The sequence below is a fragment of the Dactylosporangium sp. CA-052675 genome, from assembly GCF_050947935.1.
Lineage (GTDB): Bacteria > Actinomycetota > Actinomycetes > Mycobacteriales > Micromonosporaceae > Dactylosporangium.
The window spans coordinates 7,499,055-7,512,863 of record NZ_CP192010.1 but is presented as its reverse complement, the minus strand read 5'-3'; the positions used below and the strand labels follow the sequence as shown (position 1 = coordinate 7,512,863).

Below are 13,809 nucleotides of genomic sequence, written 5' to 3'. Positions count from 1 at the left end.
CCAAGAGCCCGGCCGGCTTCCGGCGTCCCGGAACCGCGATTGCCGGAACGACCCATACCTGCGGCCATCTTCACGTGCAAGATCGTGCGACGGGCACGGTGAAACGGACGGCTAGAGCCGACCGTTCGCAGAACGCGCCGAAAGGCCGGCCGCCCGTACCATCGAGGCATTCCCATCGCCTCTTGGAATCCGGTGTCCAGCCGTGCCCGACGATGCCGTTGCGCGCCCCCGTGGCCGATTTCTCTTACGCGTTGCGAATGTGAATCCGGACAATGTCCGGTCGCACTCGGACCGGGTGCTTTACTCCGCGATCGGCGTGTTCATTCTCCTCTATTTCGCGTATGCGACGGTGGGTGGTGCGGTATTCATCGACACCAGCGCCAACTACACCCACCCGTGGTGGCGGTGGCTCGTCGGGCCGATGATCGCGCTTGCCGTCATCGCCTACGACCGCGCGGTGGTGGGCCGTGTCGCGACGAACTTCGACGATCTGGAGAACGAGGACCCCAGCCGTTTGGTCAAGCGGCGCACGGTCGGCCTCTACCTGGGCCGGTTCGTGCTGGCGCTGCTCGTCGCGGTCGTCATCACCGAGCCGCTCATGCTGGACCGGTACAAGGGTGAGATCGACAACTACCTCAACGACAAGCACAACGTCGCCGCGGAGCAGGCCCGCTCGGCGGGCGCGATCAAGGGCTACGAGGACGAGAAGGTCAGGATCGACGCGCAGAACACCGCCGACGACGACGCGGTGAACAAGCTGACGAAGGCGGCGACGGACAAGCGCTCCGAGGCGGCCGACATCTACAAGCAGGCCTTGGCCGACTCGGAGGGCGACGGCGTCACCCACAAGAGCGGCTGCCCGGCGGGCGGGTACTGCGACTCGCTCGTGAAGCGTTCCAACCAGCTGCGCGACGAGGCCAAGCAGCTCGACGACGAGGCGGCCGCGCTGCGCCAGCAACAGCAGGCCAGTCGCGACTCCCGGGCCGCCCGCAAGCGCGAGCTGGACGGCTTGATCGCCAAGGCCCAGGACGAGAACCTGCAAGTGATCAAGGCCAACTCGGGCTTCGGCGCGCGCACGGCCGCGATGTGGCACCTCATCGTCTCGGACTTCCTCGGCGTCGGCGTGTTCTATCTCGGCACCGCGCTGCTGCTCATCGCGCTGGACTGCGCGGCGATCGGGCTGAAGCTGGTCTCGCACGGCAACGCCTACGAGCGCGCCGAGGCGCGCCAGTCCCGCGAGCAGGAGCTGATGTCGCGCGTGCGGCACAAGCGCCGCGTCGAGACGGTCCAGAAGGCGGAGGACGCCTACGGCGAGGTCGCCTCGGAGATCGTCACCGACAGCATCCGCAGCGCCGCCGACGAACGAAGACTTCGACGCGAGGCGGCCCGCGAGGCGCGGGAACAGCTGCGCACGACACTGCACGACACCATGCACGTCGGCGCGGACGGCAAACCGTCGCGCAACGGCCGGGTCCGCCAGCGCACCGCGCCGGTCTCCACGTCGCCGTGGCCGGCCCCGGAGCACGGCTTCGCCGACCCCGACGGCGACGACCCCGACACCACGGGCGACGACGGCACGACGCGGGGCTGGACATACCAGCCCCGCTGACCTGATCTGCCCGGACACGAGATCGGCCCCCGCCCTGCCGGACGGGGGCCGATCTCGTGTCCGGCGCTTACTGCGCCTCGGTGATGAGTGTCAGCTCGATCGAGCTCTTCTGGTCGGCCGCCGGGGTGGGCGCGGCGACGACGTAGCGGGCGTCGGCGAGCTCCGGCAGCTGGGCCTGCTGCAGGGTGGCCTGCAGCGCGAGGGCGCTCTGGGCAGCGGTCTGCGGATCGGGTCCGGCAGGGCCGAGCATCACGTAGACGACCCGCCGCTGCGGCAGCTTCTCCAGCAGCGTGTGCAGCTCGCCGAGCACCTTGTCGGTGGCCTTCTGCGTGCCGTCCCACGAGACCTTGATCGTGTCGGCGGCCGCGGGCTCGCCGGGCCTGAAGCGGTTCGACGGGCTCGTGCCGGTCACGACCGGCGCCCCGCTCGCGGACTCCCCGCCCGGCTGCTCGCCGCTGCGCACGCCCGCCCAGATCACCACGCCGGCCAGGGCTGCCGCCGTGCCGGCCGCGATGCCCCACCGGACCTTCTCACGCCGATCCAGCGCCACACGACCCCCACGCCGCGGACCCGTTTCCGGGTGCCCCGTGCCGGTCTGCGGGTCGGGCTCGCGGTGCGCGGGAACCGTCGTCCGCGGCTGATCGAGCAGCCGTTTCACCATCACGGGCATCGGTTCGTTGTGGTGGGCGGAGTGCATCGCGGAGCGGTGGATCAGTTCCGCCAGGTGCGGGTCGCGCAGCCCGCCACGCTTCAGCATGTCGTTGACCGCGCCGTAGAGCACCTGCCGGACGGCCGGTCGCGGCGGTTGGTGGACGCCGAGGGCGGCGTCGAAGTCAAGCAGCCACCGCTCCGCCGGCTTGCTGTCGGCGCGGGCGATGAGCACGGATCCGAGGCGGTACAGGTCACCGGGGTCGAGCGCGGCGCCCTCGGCCGGTCGTTCGGCGGCCGCGGCGACCAGGCCGGCGGCGGCGGCCGGGCCGACCTTCGGCATCTGCGTGAGCACGTGCTGGGCGAACCTCGGGCCGCGGGCCAGCAGCACCTGCCGGGCCCGCGGGGTGAATCCCGGGCCGGCGAGCTCGGCCACGAGGTGCGGCGAGGGATCGATAAAGAGGTCGTGGTGCTTCCAGGGCGACACACCCAGCGTGTCCAGCCAGGAGTCCGGCGCCGTCCACAGCCCCGCGCGCTTGCGCTCCCGGATGGTGTCGGCCAGGTGCTCGGGGTCGGGCTCCGCCTCGTGGACCAGGCTCGCGGTGCCGGCGTCCCCGGGCCGGTCGAGCAGCGCGTCGAAGAGCGGCAGCAGGATCGCCTGGCGCAGGCCGGGCTCCTCGAGCTTGACCAGGGCGCGGCGAGCCGCCTCGGGGCTGCCTTCGGCCCACTTGGTGACCTCGTGCGGGAAGTCGGCCAAGCGCCGGCGACCCTCGCGTTCGCGCAGCAGGTCCGGCACGGTCTCGGGGGTCGGGAAGGCGATGTTGGTGGCGGTGTGCTCGACCAGCTCCTCGACGGTCTCCGCCGGGGCGTCGAGCAGGTCCGGGTCGTGGTGCAGGCGGACCGCCCGGCTCACGAGCAGCTCGAACGCCGAGCGATGCGCCTGCGTGCCGAGCCGGCGCGCGACGGCCTCGGCGCCGGGCGGGACCGACCAGCGGATCCGGTCGATGACCCGGTCCAGCGGTGATCCGGTCCGAAAGTCGGCGGGCAGGTTCGCCGTGACCAGGTTCGGGCGCGGCTCCTGCAGCGGGCAGGTCGACCAGGTGTACTCGGCCGCGACCGCCTTGGGCAGGACGCCCAGGACCGCGTAGATCGTGATCGCGGCCTCGGCCGGGGTACCGGGGAGGCGCAGGAGCGGTTGGCCGAAGAGCAGGCCGTTCAGCGCATGACGGACGCCTGCCTCGTCGGCATGACCGGCCGCGAGCGGTTCCTTGCCACCGACCGCGGCGATGCCCTCCGCCCATGCCTGCTGCGCACCGGCGGCGAACGGCTCGAACTTGAACCGGCAGGTGCCGGCCACCCCGAAGTGGCCGCCGCGCCCCTGCTCGGCGAAGCACCAGTACCGCCCATGACGGGGGACGGTGACGGCCCGGAGGCTGTACACCGGATGGTCCAGCGTGGAACGGACCGCCGGCTGGACGACCGCGTCATCGATCAGTCGCTCGGCGACCGCCCAGAACTCCGGAGCCGCGGACGAGGCCGTGTCCGAGGCCCGGATCGGGGCGAAGCCCCGGCCCTCGACGTCGGCCCACGCGATGAGGTTCGCTGTCATGCCTGTGCCTTTCCGAGGGTTGCCAGCAGCAGCTGGCTCAGCGCCGCCGAGCGGTCCTGGAGCCGGGGGAACGTGGCGGTGGACTCGAGTGGGCGCAGGCGGGGATTGCCGGCGTCGTCGAAGGCGCGGGGAACGGTGCCGAGGGGCGAGCAGAGGAAGAACCGGAGGCGGAGCCAGGGTTCGCGGAGGAGCTTGTAGAAGGTCCACTCGTGGCCGAGGCCGTAGGTGATGCCGCAGCCGAGCGCCGACATGACGACGTCGCGCAGCTGGATGTGGCCGATGGCGTCGCGGCGCTGGGCGCGGTCGAGATGCCCGCCGATGGAGGGGACGAGGATGGTGTACGGGTTGCAGGCCGGGTCGTCTCCGTCGGGGATGTCGATGTGGTCCTCGCGGCCCTCGTGGGCGAGGTTCCAGAAGTTGCCGGGCTCGGAGTAGTAGCGGATCAGGCCCTCGGCGACCTGCCGGCAGCGGGCCTCGCGGACCCGTTCGTCGACGGCGACGCCGGCCTGCAGGTACTGCAGCAGCGACCCGGCCGCCTGGTCGACGTGCACGGCCCCGTCGAGGTGGGAGCGGGTCAGCACGGCGAGGTAGCCGGCGACGCCGCGCAGCACCTCGCCGGGCTGGCCGAGGTGGTCGAGGTCCTTCTTGCGCAGGACCGCGTGCAGCAGGTCGCTCTTGGTGATGGCGACGAGCAGCTGGACGCCGGCGCCGGGGTCGGCGACAACCTCTCCGTCGAGCAGGGTGAGGCGGCGGCCGATCTCGGTCTGCACGTGGTCGCGGCGGCTCCTGACCACGGCCTGCCCCACGGCGTGCGTGGTGCCGGGGCGCAGGCTGCCGTCGAGGACGTCGGTGTACGCGCTCTCCTCGGCCAGGCTGTCCTCCGCGAAACGGTCCATGGAGGCCGAGACGAGCGGGTCGATCACCCAGACCAGCGCATCGTAGTCGCGCAGCTTCACCCGCTCCCGGGGCGAGCCGTCGTCCGGGTCGAACATCTCGCCGGGCAGGTCGGCCAGGCCGGTCCAGGTGCGCCGGGTGCGGCACTGGGTGCGCATGACCAGTGGCTGCCGAAAGCCCTTGCCCCACTCGGCGGCCCGCCGCTGACCGTCCACGACGGTCCGGCGGATGACGTCCTGGATGGCGTCGAGCACCTCCGGCAGCTGCTCCTTGAGGATGCCCTCGGGTCGGCCCCAGCGGTCCATCATCGTCGGTTCGATGGCGTCGCCCACGGCCAGGGTCTGGGCGTACATCGAGGAGCGGCTGCGCATCGGGATCTGCTCCAGCGGGCTGAGCTGGTATTCGCGGATGCGCCCGTCGTCCTGGGCCGGCAGGAAGTTGTGCGGGTTGTCCAGGTTCTGGTGCATCGTGCGCAGGAGCAGGTAGGTCTTGCCGCTGGCCGGCGCCCCAATCGCGGCGATCATGTTGTACTCGTCGACGTGGTGCTCCGTGGCGTTCACGCCCGGCCGATCGAGCACCGGCGCCGAGTCGGGGAAGATGTGCCCGCCACCGCACAGCAGGTACACGTAGTCGATGTCCAGATCGTTGAACCGCGGATCGGTGGAGAACGGCATCGGGAAGTCGTGGCCGACGACCGACAGACGCCAGGGGAAGCGCCGTGATTGGGTGGCCATGGGTCCGACCTCGAGCCGGAAGCAGGGCGGGAACGCGAACCGGCCGTTGTCGGTCATGACCGGGGCGGCGCCGAGGGCAGCCCCGCACGCCGGGCAGGTGCGGCCGAACCGGCGCAGCAGCTGATGGTCGCCGCCACCGCCGCGACCGGTCCCAGCGCCGTTGCCGCCCGAGCCCGAGCCGCCGTTCGCGGGCGGCACGGGCCGGCGCGGTCGTGGCGGCCACACGCGTGCGTACAGATCCTGCAGGCGGGCGATCATCCGAACACCGCCCAGGACAGCAGCGCCAGCACGAACAACACGCCGAGCAGGGCCAGCCCGGCGAGCAGACCGACCCGGGTGCCCCATTCCCGGCCGGCCGTCGCGGCCGCCTCCAGGTAGCCGGCGAGACGCGCCTCGACGACCTCCACCGTGGCCGGGGGCGCGGCGGGGCCGGCGTGCAGCCAGTCGCCGAACCGGTGGCCGAGGCTCGTCAGCTCCGAATCCGGTCCGACCGCCTGCTCGACCCGGCGACGCAGGTGCTCTCGTCCCGGGAAACGCATTCCTGCCAGCTCCATCAGCCGCCCATTCCGAATCCGATCACGACCAACACCAGTACGACGGCGACGACCGCGGCCGCGTAGGCCGCGCTGGTCACGAGCGCCCTGAGCACCGCCAGCTCCCAGGCCCGCCTGCGCACGGTTTCGTAGCCGTGGCGGACCCGGGCGGGCAGCGGGCCGGGCAGCGCCAGCGCGCTGTGGCGGATGCCGTCCAGCTCCCGCCGCATCGCCTCCGAGCGCGGCGTCCTCGGCTGCTCGGGCGGCCCGGGCCTGCGCACGACGCAGGCGCGCTCGGCGTCGATGAGCCGGTTCACCCACTGGAACGCCGACCAGTCCAGATGCTCGATCTCGCGGCCGAAGGGCTCCACCGCCGCCTCGATGAGCGGGTCCCAGCGCAGCTCGGCGGTGTTCTGCCAGCGGCGGCGCAGCGCCGAGCGGACCTCGTCGCGCTCGTCGGCCGCCCGCCGGCCACCGCCGAGATCGGTGAGCAGCGTCTTCTCGACCCACTCGCGGCCGGCCAGCGTGCACAGCACCACCAGGGCGAAGCCGAACCGGTCGTGGGCACGCAGCACCTGGGCGCTGCGCTGGCCGTGCAGCACGCGGCCGTACGCCCAGGCCGGGGTGAGCCGAAGCTTGGCCGGCGGCGGGTTCAGCCGGGTGGCCGCGTCGATGTCGATGAGCACGAAACCGGAGGAGTTCGCGGTGCTGTACCGGCAGACGTTGTCCGGCTTGATGTCGCAGTGCACCATCCCGCGCCGGTGCAGCGCGTCGAGGCCGGAGCCCATGCCGATGAAGTCGTTGAGCTGCTGGACGGCCGGCCGCGCCAGGAACGGCGCCCAGTTCAGCTGCTTCATCCACGGGGACACGGCGAGCAGGTACAGGTCCGGGGTCGGCACGTCGTCGCCGAACCAGCTCGGGTACACCCCCCGCACCTGCCGCAGGAGGTCCTCGGGGGCCAGCTCCAGCTCGGTCTGGACCGTTCCGTCGAGGATCTCGGTGCTGCCGTCGGTATTGACGATGTGCACAGGCACGACCGCCCACGGCGGCTCGATCGGGGCGCGGTCCTCCTCGCCCGGCAGGTCGGCGTTGGCACCCTGCACGTCCGAGGCCTGCTGGCGCAGGTAGTAGCGCAGCGCCTCGGTGTCGGTGCGATCGTCGCAGCGGTAGATCTTGACGTGCCAGCGCTGCCAGTGCGAGGCCTGGCGGCTGTGCGCCTCGGTGTAGCGCACCCCGGTGCTGATCAGCCGCATCCCGTCCGGCGCGCCGGGGTCGGGCACGTTGAACTGCACCGTGCGCGGCTCGGCGGAGACCGGCGGGTCCACCACCAGTTCGGCGTGCCAGCCGGAGCCCTTGAGCCTGACGACGAGATCCGGCTCCTGCAGCGTCATCGAACCTCCGTGGGGGACAGCTTGTAGCCGACCTCGCTCTGCCCGGTTCCGGTGCGGACAGCCGCCTGGCCGTAGGTGATCCGGCCGCTGGCGCCGACCGGCAGGGAGTGCCCAGGCGGCAGGGCACGACCGTCGACGCGCACCAGGTAGTCGCGCCGCTCGTTGCAGCGGTGCAACCGGGTGACGCCGGCATGGTGGCGGATCAGGAGCAGGCGCCCGCGTGGCACCACCGCGACGAAGTCGGGAATGCGAACGATCGCGCCCGTGGTGACACCCAGCCCCCGGCCGAACGGCAGCCACTGGTCGGTTTCGGGAAGCAGATACCGCCAGCGCCAGTCGCCGTACACGAGCGTGAGCGCGGCCGCCGTGGTCACGACCGGCGCCGGCTCCGGTCGGTATGGGACCGTGTCCGGGCCGCTCGACTCGGGCATCGTCGCGGTACCGGTCGGCCCGGTGCCCGGCCCGGGCAGCGGCGGGTGCAGCGTGATGCGGTAGCCCGGCGCGGCGACGTTGTCCTGGCGGTCGATGTGCACCCGGACCCGGGCGCCGGGCAGATGCTCGCGCACGATCCGGCCGGCCAGCTTCTGCAACAGGCCCGGCTCGGCCGGTGGCCGCATGGTGACGACCACGGCCCGGATGAGCAGGGTGCCCGCGTCCCGGTGGTTGCGGGCCTCGGTGCAATAGGCGCCGAGTGATCGCTCGAGGGCGAGCAGCACAATCGAATCGAGGACAGCCCCGGAAATGTTCTGACCCGGCTCGGTCCCGCCCACGTTGGCCTCCGGCGAGGGTGCGGCAACCGCGACGACGATGGTGCCCGGCAATCGCATGCGCGATCACCAGGCTCGTTTCACCGTAGGGCAGGGGCCAGGTGGCCCGCATTCGCCATTCAGGTCGCCCGGAGACCGGATCGGCGGGTAGGTCCGGAAAACGGCCGGTGCCATTCCGAATGAAGTATTTCGTTGTTTCAATACATTCTGCTTGACACCGATCTCGCCGGTGACTTCGATGAGCGAACAGCCGGGGCGAGGGGGACGCGGTGGAACTCGGGGTCGATCTCGGAACGTCGAGCACGGTGGCGTTCCTGCGGCGGGACGACGGCGCGACGGAGCCGGTGCTCTTCGACGGGGCACCGCTGCTGCCGTCCGCCGTCTTCGCCGACGAACACGGCGCGCTGCTCGTCGGGCGCGACGCGATCCACTCCGCCCGCGCCCGGCCCGAGCGCTTCGAGGGCAGCCCGAAGCGCCGCGTCGACGAGGGGACGGTCTTCCTCGGCGCCGAGGTGCCGGTCGAGGCGCTGCTCGGCGCGCTGCTGCAGCGGGCCGCGGCCGAGGGCCGCCGGATCGCCGGGGCGCCGCTCGCGGGGCTGACCGTCTGTCACCCGGCGTCGTGGGGCCCCGCCCGCCGGGCGGTGCTGCAGCGGGCCGCGGCCAGGACCGGGCTCTCGCCGGTGCGGCTGGTGCCCGAGCCGGTCGCCGCGGCCGCGTTCCATCTCCGGCGGCACGCGACCGGCCCGGCCGACCTGCTCGTCTACGACCTCGGCGCGGGCACGTTCGACGTGGCCGTGGTGCGGTACACCCCCGGCGCGCCCCTGGAGGTCCTCGCCGCCGGCGGCCTCGACGACACCGGCGGCCAGGACGTCGACGCCGCGATCGTGGAGCTGCTGCGCTCCCGGTGCGGGACGCCGCAGCTGTGGGCGCGGCTGGACAGCCCGGTCTCCGTCGCCGACCGGGCCGCGCGGCGGCAGCTCTGGGACGACGTGCGCACCGCGAAGGAGATGCTGTCGCGGGTCGCGACGACGACGCTGTTCCTGCCCGTGCTGGAGACCGACCAGATCCTCACCCGCGCGGAGGTCGAGGCGCTCGCGGCGCCGATCGTCCAGCGCACCCTGCACGCGGTCACCGCGACCCTGGCCGGCTGCCCGGTCGCCCTGCGCCCGCTGGCCGGCGTGGTGCTGGTCGGCGGGGCGAGCCGGATGCCGCTGGTGGCGACGATGCTGCACCGGGCGCTGCCCGTCCCGCCGGCGATCATCGATCAGCCCGAGCTCGTGGTGGCGGCCGGCAGCATCGACCCGCTGCTCGTCGGCGCCCCGACACCGGCGGCCGGCCCGGCCTGGTCGGCGGTCTCACCCCCGCCGCCACCCGTCTGGACCCCGCCGCCACCCGTCTGGACCCCGTCGCCACCCGTCTGGACCCCGCCGGCCCACGCGGCCCCGGCCCCGGCCCCGGCTCCGGCGCCGATGCCGATGCCGGTGCCGCCCGTCGTGCCGGGCGCCGTCATCACGATCGTGGAGCTGATCACGCTCAGTACACCCTCGTGTACCGGCGTCACGCTGCGGGGCCAGCTCCACGCCGGCTTCGGGGTCATGGAGCACGTCTTCCCGGCCGACGCCGACGGCCGGCTGCTGGTGTTCTCCGACGGCAACGCCCTGGCCCGCTACGCCGTCGCGCACGCGGCCGAGGACCCGCTGCTGGCCACCCCCGGCTCGCGCGTGCGCAACGACGGCGCCGCCGAGCTGACCTTCGACCTCGACCTGCTGCCCGAGCACCTCAGCGGCCCGCCGGAGGGCTGGCTGCCCGCCTACGTGTGCCGCTGCCGCGACCTGGCCGCCCAGCTGGGGATCTTCCTCGACCTGCCGGACGTGGACGACCTCGTGGGCGAGCACACCACCATCGACCAGGTCGACGACATCCTGCGCCGGCACCGCGACGAGCCGACGGCCCGGGCCGCCCGGCGCAAGCTCGCCCGCGTCGACCGGGCCCAGCTGCTCGAGGACTGGGCCGAGCTCATCGAGCTCATCGACCGGTCCATCGTGCAGCCGGGCTGAGCCGCGCTCAGCGTCGCACGGCGAGCTCGCCCAGCTCCGACCAGTCGTCCTGCTCGACCGTGGTGCTCACGATGCGCGGGGTCTCCAGGAGGTACTGCGGCAATGTCCGCTGCGCCTCCTTGAAGTGCTCCGAGTGCACGTGCGCGCCGCCGGCCTCGCCGTCGCGGAACGCCTCGACCAGCACGTACTCGTTCGGGTCGTCGAGGCTGCGGGACCAGTCGAACCAGAGGCAGCCCGGCTCGGCCCGGGTCGCCGCCGTGAACGCCCCGGCGATCCCGGGCCAGTTCTCGGCGTGCTCCGGCAGAACGCGGAACTTCGCGGTGATGAAGATCATGAGTGCTCCTTTCCTGCCAAGGATTCTGCCGCGTCGAGGGAAGTCGCGGGTGGTGAAGCATGCCAGAATGGGCGCATTGCCGGTGGGGGAGGACGGTCGATGGACGAGGCACTCGCCCGCAGCGGGATCATGCAGGGCATCGACGCGGACGCCGCGGAGGAGCTCGCGCGCGGCCTCGACCACGTCGACGTGCGCCGCGGCGACGTGCTGTTCAACGAGGGCGAGCCCGGCGACAGCCTGTACATCGTGCTGCAGGGCAAGATCAAGCTCGGCCGGCGGGCACACGACGGGCGGCAGAACCTGCTCGCGATCATGGGCCCCGGCGACATGGTCGGCGAGCTTGCCCTGTTCGACCCCGGCCCGCGCACCGCGACCGCCACGGCCGTCGTCGACTCGCGCGCGTCCCGCCTGACCAAGGCCTCCCTGCGCTCCTGGCTGGTCCGCCGCCCGGAGATCGCCGAGCAGCTGCTGCGCGTGCTGGCCCGCCGCCTGCGCCGCACCAACGACGCGCTCGCCGACCTCATCTTCACCGACGTGCCGGGCCGCGTGGCGAAGAAGCTGCTGCAGCTGGCCGGCCCGTTCGGCGTCCGCGACGGCGGCGTCCTGCGCGTCACCCACGACCTCACCCAGGAGGAGCTGGCCCAGCTGGTCGGCGCCTCCCGCGAGACGGTGAACAAGGCGCTGGCCGACTTCAGCTCCCGCGGCTGGATCCGCCTGGAGGGCAAGAGCGTCGTCATCGCCGACCCGGAGCGCCTGGCCCGCCGCGCCCGCGTCTGAACCACCGGCGCGCCCGGGCCCGCCCCGGTGCCGCCGGTGCCGGTGGCCCGGCGTTGTGCCGGTGGCCCGGCGTTGTGCCCGGCTCGGGCGAGCCGGGGTCAGCGGCGGCGCTTGTGCTGGGCCCGCAGGGCCAGCGGGGCATCGTCGAGGATCACGATGCACTTGTTCTCCAGGCGGACCCAGCCGCGCGAGGCGTACTGCGCCAGCACCTTGTTCACCGACTCCCGTGAAGCGCCCACGAACTGCGCCAGCTCCGTCTGGGTGAGATCGTGCACGACCCGCGTCGCGCCGTCCTCGGCGACCCCGAACTGGTGCGCGAGCTGGATCAGCTGACCCGCCACGCGGCCCGGCACGTCGCTGAAGAGGCGGTCGTGGACGGTCGCCCGGTTGCCGCGGATGCGCCGCGCGACCACGCGCAGGAGCTGCTCGGCGACCTCGGGGTGCTGACCCATCCAGCGGTACAGCGCCGTCTTCGACAGCCGCGCCAGCCGGGCGTCCGCCACCACGGTCGCGGTCGTCGTGCGCGGGCCGCCGTCCAGCAGCTCGACCTCGCCGAAGGGCTGGCCCGGGCCGATCAGGGCCAGCAGGCCCTCGCGGCCGTCCGAGGAGCGGCGGGAGAGCTTCACCTTGCCCGACAGCAGCACGTAGAGGCTGTCGCCGTTCTCGGACTCGCGGAACAGCACCGTGCGCCGCCCCGCCGTCACCGTCTCGAACTCGGCGGCCAGCGCCTCGGCCGCCACCGGGTCGAGGGACTCGAACAATGCGGTGGCGAGCGGACTTGGCGCGGTCAGCGTGATGCTCATGTCGTCCTCCCCGGGCGGCGGTACCGAGTACCGTTCAGACGGTACGGCATGCCACCATGGCTGGGCAACAGGCTGATCTGGAGATACGGGAGGATGGCATGGTGACCGCAACTGCAGCTCCCGTGAAGCAGCGGCTCGTGGACGCGGCTCTCGACCTGTTCGACGAGCGCGGCTACGAGCAGACGACCGCGGACGACATCGCCGACCGGGCGGGCGTCGGGCGCACGACGCTGTTCCGGCACTACCGGTCCAAGGAAGACGTGATCTTCCCGGACCACGACCGGCTCATCGCCGCGGTGCGGGAGCGGCTGGCCACGTCCAGCGCCGACACGGCGATCCTGGCGGTGACCGAGGCGGTGCGGCTGGTCCTGCTCAGCTACGTCGAGGAGGGCGACCGGGCGCGGCGGCGGTACGCGATCACGAGCCGCGTGGCCGCCCTGCGCGACCGGGAGATCGCGAGCGTGGCGCGGTACCAGCGACTCTTCCGCGAGTTCATCGCGGGCTGGATGGGTCCGGCGCCGGCCGACGCGCTGCGGGCCGAGCTCATGGCGGCGGCCGTCGTCTCCGCCCACAACCACGTGCTGCGCCGCTGGCTGCGCCGGGAGGCGGCCGACCCCGCGGCCGAGCTCGAGGCGGCGATGGCCCGGGTGGTCCAGCTCTTCGCCGGCGACTCCGGCGACGGGTCGATGGTGATCGTCCTGCGCGACACGAGGGACCCCGAGCAGGTCGTGACCGCCGTGCGGCAGGCGCTGAAGCGCTAGGGGCCGTATCGAAGTGGATGGCCGGGCTGCGGCAGACTCAGGCGCCGCCTCGCTGCGACCCCACTTCGGTACAGCCCCTGGGCCCGCCGGTTCAGCACGGCACCTTGGCCAGGACGACGTGGTCCTCACGGGCCTCGCCGACCATGGCGAGGGCGGACCGGTCGACGTCGCAGCAGAAGCGAAGGTCCCGGGAGAGATCCACGCGTCGGGACGGGGGCAGTCGCGCATAGGCCCGGGCATGCTCGGCGGCGCCGTCCATGATGCCCGCGACCAGGGCCGCCCGGTCCGGCGCCGACCCGTCGAGCAGACCGGCCAAGTGCCTCGCGCAGGCCCGGTCCTCGGCGGTCCGCCCGGTGCAGAGGATCGTCCACGCGGTGCCGGCGTGGTGGCGCGCGATCCATCTGGCGGTGGCCCCGACGTTCAGCGCCGATACCGCGAGCAGCGCCGCCGGGGCTGGGCACCGGGCGAGCCCGAGCGTTCCGTTCGAGGTCGCCTGGATCAGACGCCGGCCGTCGAGCCGCGCCGTCGACATCTCCCACGGCGAGTTCCCGAAGTCGAAATCCGGGGGCTTGAGCCCGTCGGTCTCCCCGGCCAGCAGGCGGTCCGGGTGCCGCCGCTGGAGATCTCGGCCGACCGCTGCCGACGGGGCGCAGGCGATGTCCGTCGCGCCGCGTTCAAAAGCGATCGCGGCCGTCGTGAACGCGCGAATGACATCGATGACGACGGTGACTCTGCCGGCCGGGATCTCGGCGTCCATACCTACGATCGACACGGTTCCCGATCGTTCGCCGTGCGAGTCCGGCCCGCAAGGTGACGCAGGTGGCCCGCCGCAGGCCCGGCGCTGGAGCGACAACAATATATATCTGCGAACACGTCGCGGAAACAGGCCGTT

Annotated in this window: 12 protein-coding genes; 4 read left to right on the top strand and 8 right to left on the bottom strand. The window is 72.8% G+C overall.

What is annotated here, in order from left to right; all coding sequences use genetic code 11:
• Positions 1-202 precede the first annotated feature (202 nt).
• Positions 203-1,609 carry a DUF4407 domain-containing protein gene (locus tag ACQP1P_RS33475; RefSeq protein WP_433077047.1) on the top strand — a complete coding sequence of 469 codons (1,407 nt, stop codon included), beginning with the start codon at positions 203-205 and terminating at the stop codon, positions 1,607-1,609.
• A gap of 67 nt (positions 1,610-1,676) precedes the next feature.
• On the opposite strand, the gene ACQP1P_RS33470 is transcribed toward ACQP1P_RS33475, so the two are convergent.
• From ACQP1P_RS33470 to ACQP1P_RS33450, 5 genes are read right to left on the bottom strand one after another with little or no spacing between them, the layout of a single operon-like run.
• Entirely contained in the window at positions 1,677-3,866 is a 2,190-nt protein-coding gene (locus ACQP1P_RS33470) for a hypothetical protein (protein WP_433077045.1), read from the bottom strand.
• A complete protein-coding gene (locus tag ACQP1P_RS33465) occupies positions 3,863-5,752 on the bottom strand; it encodes a hypothetical protein (RefSeq protein WP_433077043.1) in 1,890 nt (629 codons plus the stop codon). Before ACQP1P_RS33465 ends, ACQP1P_RS33470 begins: the two co-directional genes overlap by 4 nt.
• Entirely contained in the window at positions 5,749-6,048 is a 300-nt protein-coding gene (locus ACQP1P_RS33460) for a hypothetical protein (protein WP_433077040.1), read from the bottom strand. The genes ACQP1P_RS33465 and ACQP1P_RS33460 overlap by 4 nt, the downstream gene beginning before the upstream one ends.
• On the bottom strand, positions 6,048-7,418 hold the full coding sequence (locus tag ACQP1P_RS33455) for a hypothetical protein (protein ID WP_433077038.1): 1,371 nt from the start codon (positions 7,416-7,418) through the stop codon (positions 6,048-6,050). The genes ACQP1P_RS33460 and ACQP1P_RS33455 overlap by 1 nt, the downstream gene beginning before the upstream one ends.
• Positions 7,415-8,245: a hypothetical protein gene (locus ACQP1P_RS33450; RefSeq protein WP_433077036.1), complete on the bottom strand. Its 831-nt coding sequence runs from the start codon at positions 8,243-8,245 to the stop codon at positions 7,415-7,417. The genes ACQP1P_RS33455 and ACQP1P_RS33450 overlap by 4 nt, the downstream gene beginning before the upstream one ends.
• 209 nt (positions 8,246-8,454) lie before the next feature.
• On the opposite strand from ACQP1P_RS33450, the gene ACQP1P_RS33445 reads away from it, so the two are divergent.
• Complete coding sequence (locus tag ACQP1P_RS33445; RefSeq protein ID WP_433077034.1) at positions 8,455-10,242, top strand: Hsp70 family protein; 1,788 nt, start codon at positions 8,455-8,457, stop codon at positions 10,240-10,242.
• A gap of 7 nt (positions 10,243-10,249) precedes the next feature.
• Here the strand turns inward: ACQP1P_RS33445 and ACQP1P_RS33440 are convergent, their stop codons facing one another.
• Positions 10,250-10,576 carry a putative quinol monooxygenase gene (locus ACQP1P_RS33440; RefSeq protein ID WP_433077032.1) on the bottom strand — a complete coding sequence of 109 codons (327 nt, stop codon included), beginning with the start codon at positions 10,574-10,576 and terminating at the stop codon, positions 10,250-10,252.
• 99 nt (positions 10,577-10,675) lie between these two features.
• Here ACQP1P_RS33440 and ACQP1P_RS33435 point away from each other — a divergent pair, with 99 nt between their 5' ends.
• Positions 10,676-11,353: a Crp/Fnr family transcriptional regulator gene (locus tag ACQP1P_RS33435; RefSeq protein ID WP_350614277.1), complete on the top strand. Its 678-nt coding sequence runs from the start codon at positions 10,676-10,678 to the stop codon at positions 11,351-11,353.
• Between the two features lie 98 nt (positions 11,354-11,451).
• Here ACQP1P_RS33435 and ACQP1P_RS33430 read toward each other — a convergent pair whose 3' ends face one another.
• Entirely contained in the window at positions 11,452-12,156 is a 705-nt protein-coding gene (locus ACQP1P_RS33430) for a Crp/Fnr family transcriptional regulator (RefSeq protein ID WP_433077029.1), read from the bottom strand.
• Between the two features lie 137 nt (positions 12,157-12,293).
• Here ACQP1P_RS33430 and ACQP1P_RS33425 point away from each other — a divergent pair, with 137 nt between their 5' ends.
• Positions 12,294-12,917 (top strand): TetR/AcrR family transcriptional regulator, encoded by a 624-nt coding sequence (locus ACQP1P_RS33425; RefSeq protein WP_433077027.1) that lies wholly within the window; start codon positions 12,294-12,296, stop codon positions 12,915-12,917.
• Between the two features lie 91 nt (positions 12,918-13,008).
• Here the strand turns inward: ACQP1P_RS33425 and ACQP1P_RS33420 are convergent, their stop codons facing one another.
• Positions 13,009-13,689 carry a 2-phosphosulfolactate phosphatase gene (locus ACQP1P_RS33420; protein WP_433077025.1) on the bottom strand — a complete coding sequence of 227 codons (681 nt, stop codon included), beginning with the start codon at positions 13,687-13,689 and terminating at the stop codon, positions 13,009-13,011.
• Between the last annotated feature and the right edge of the window lie 120 nt (positions 13,690-13,809).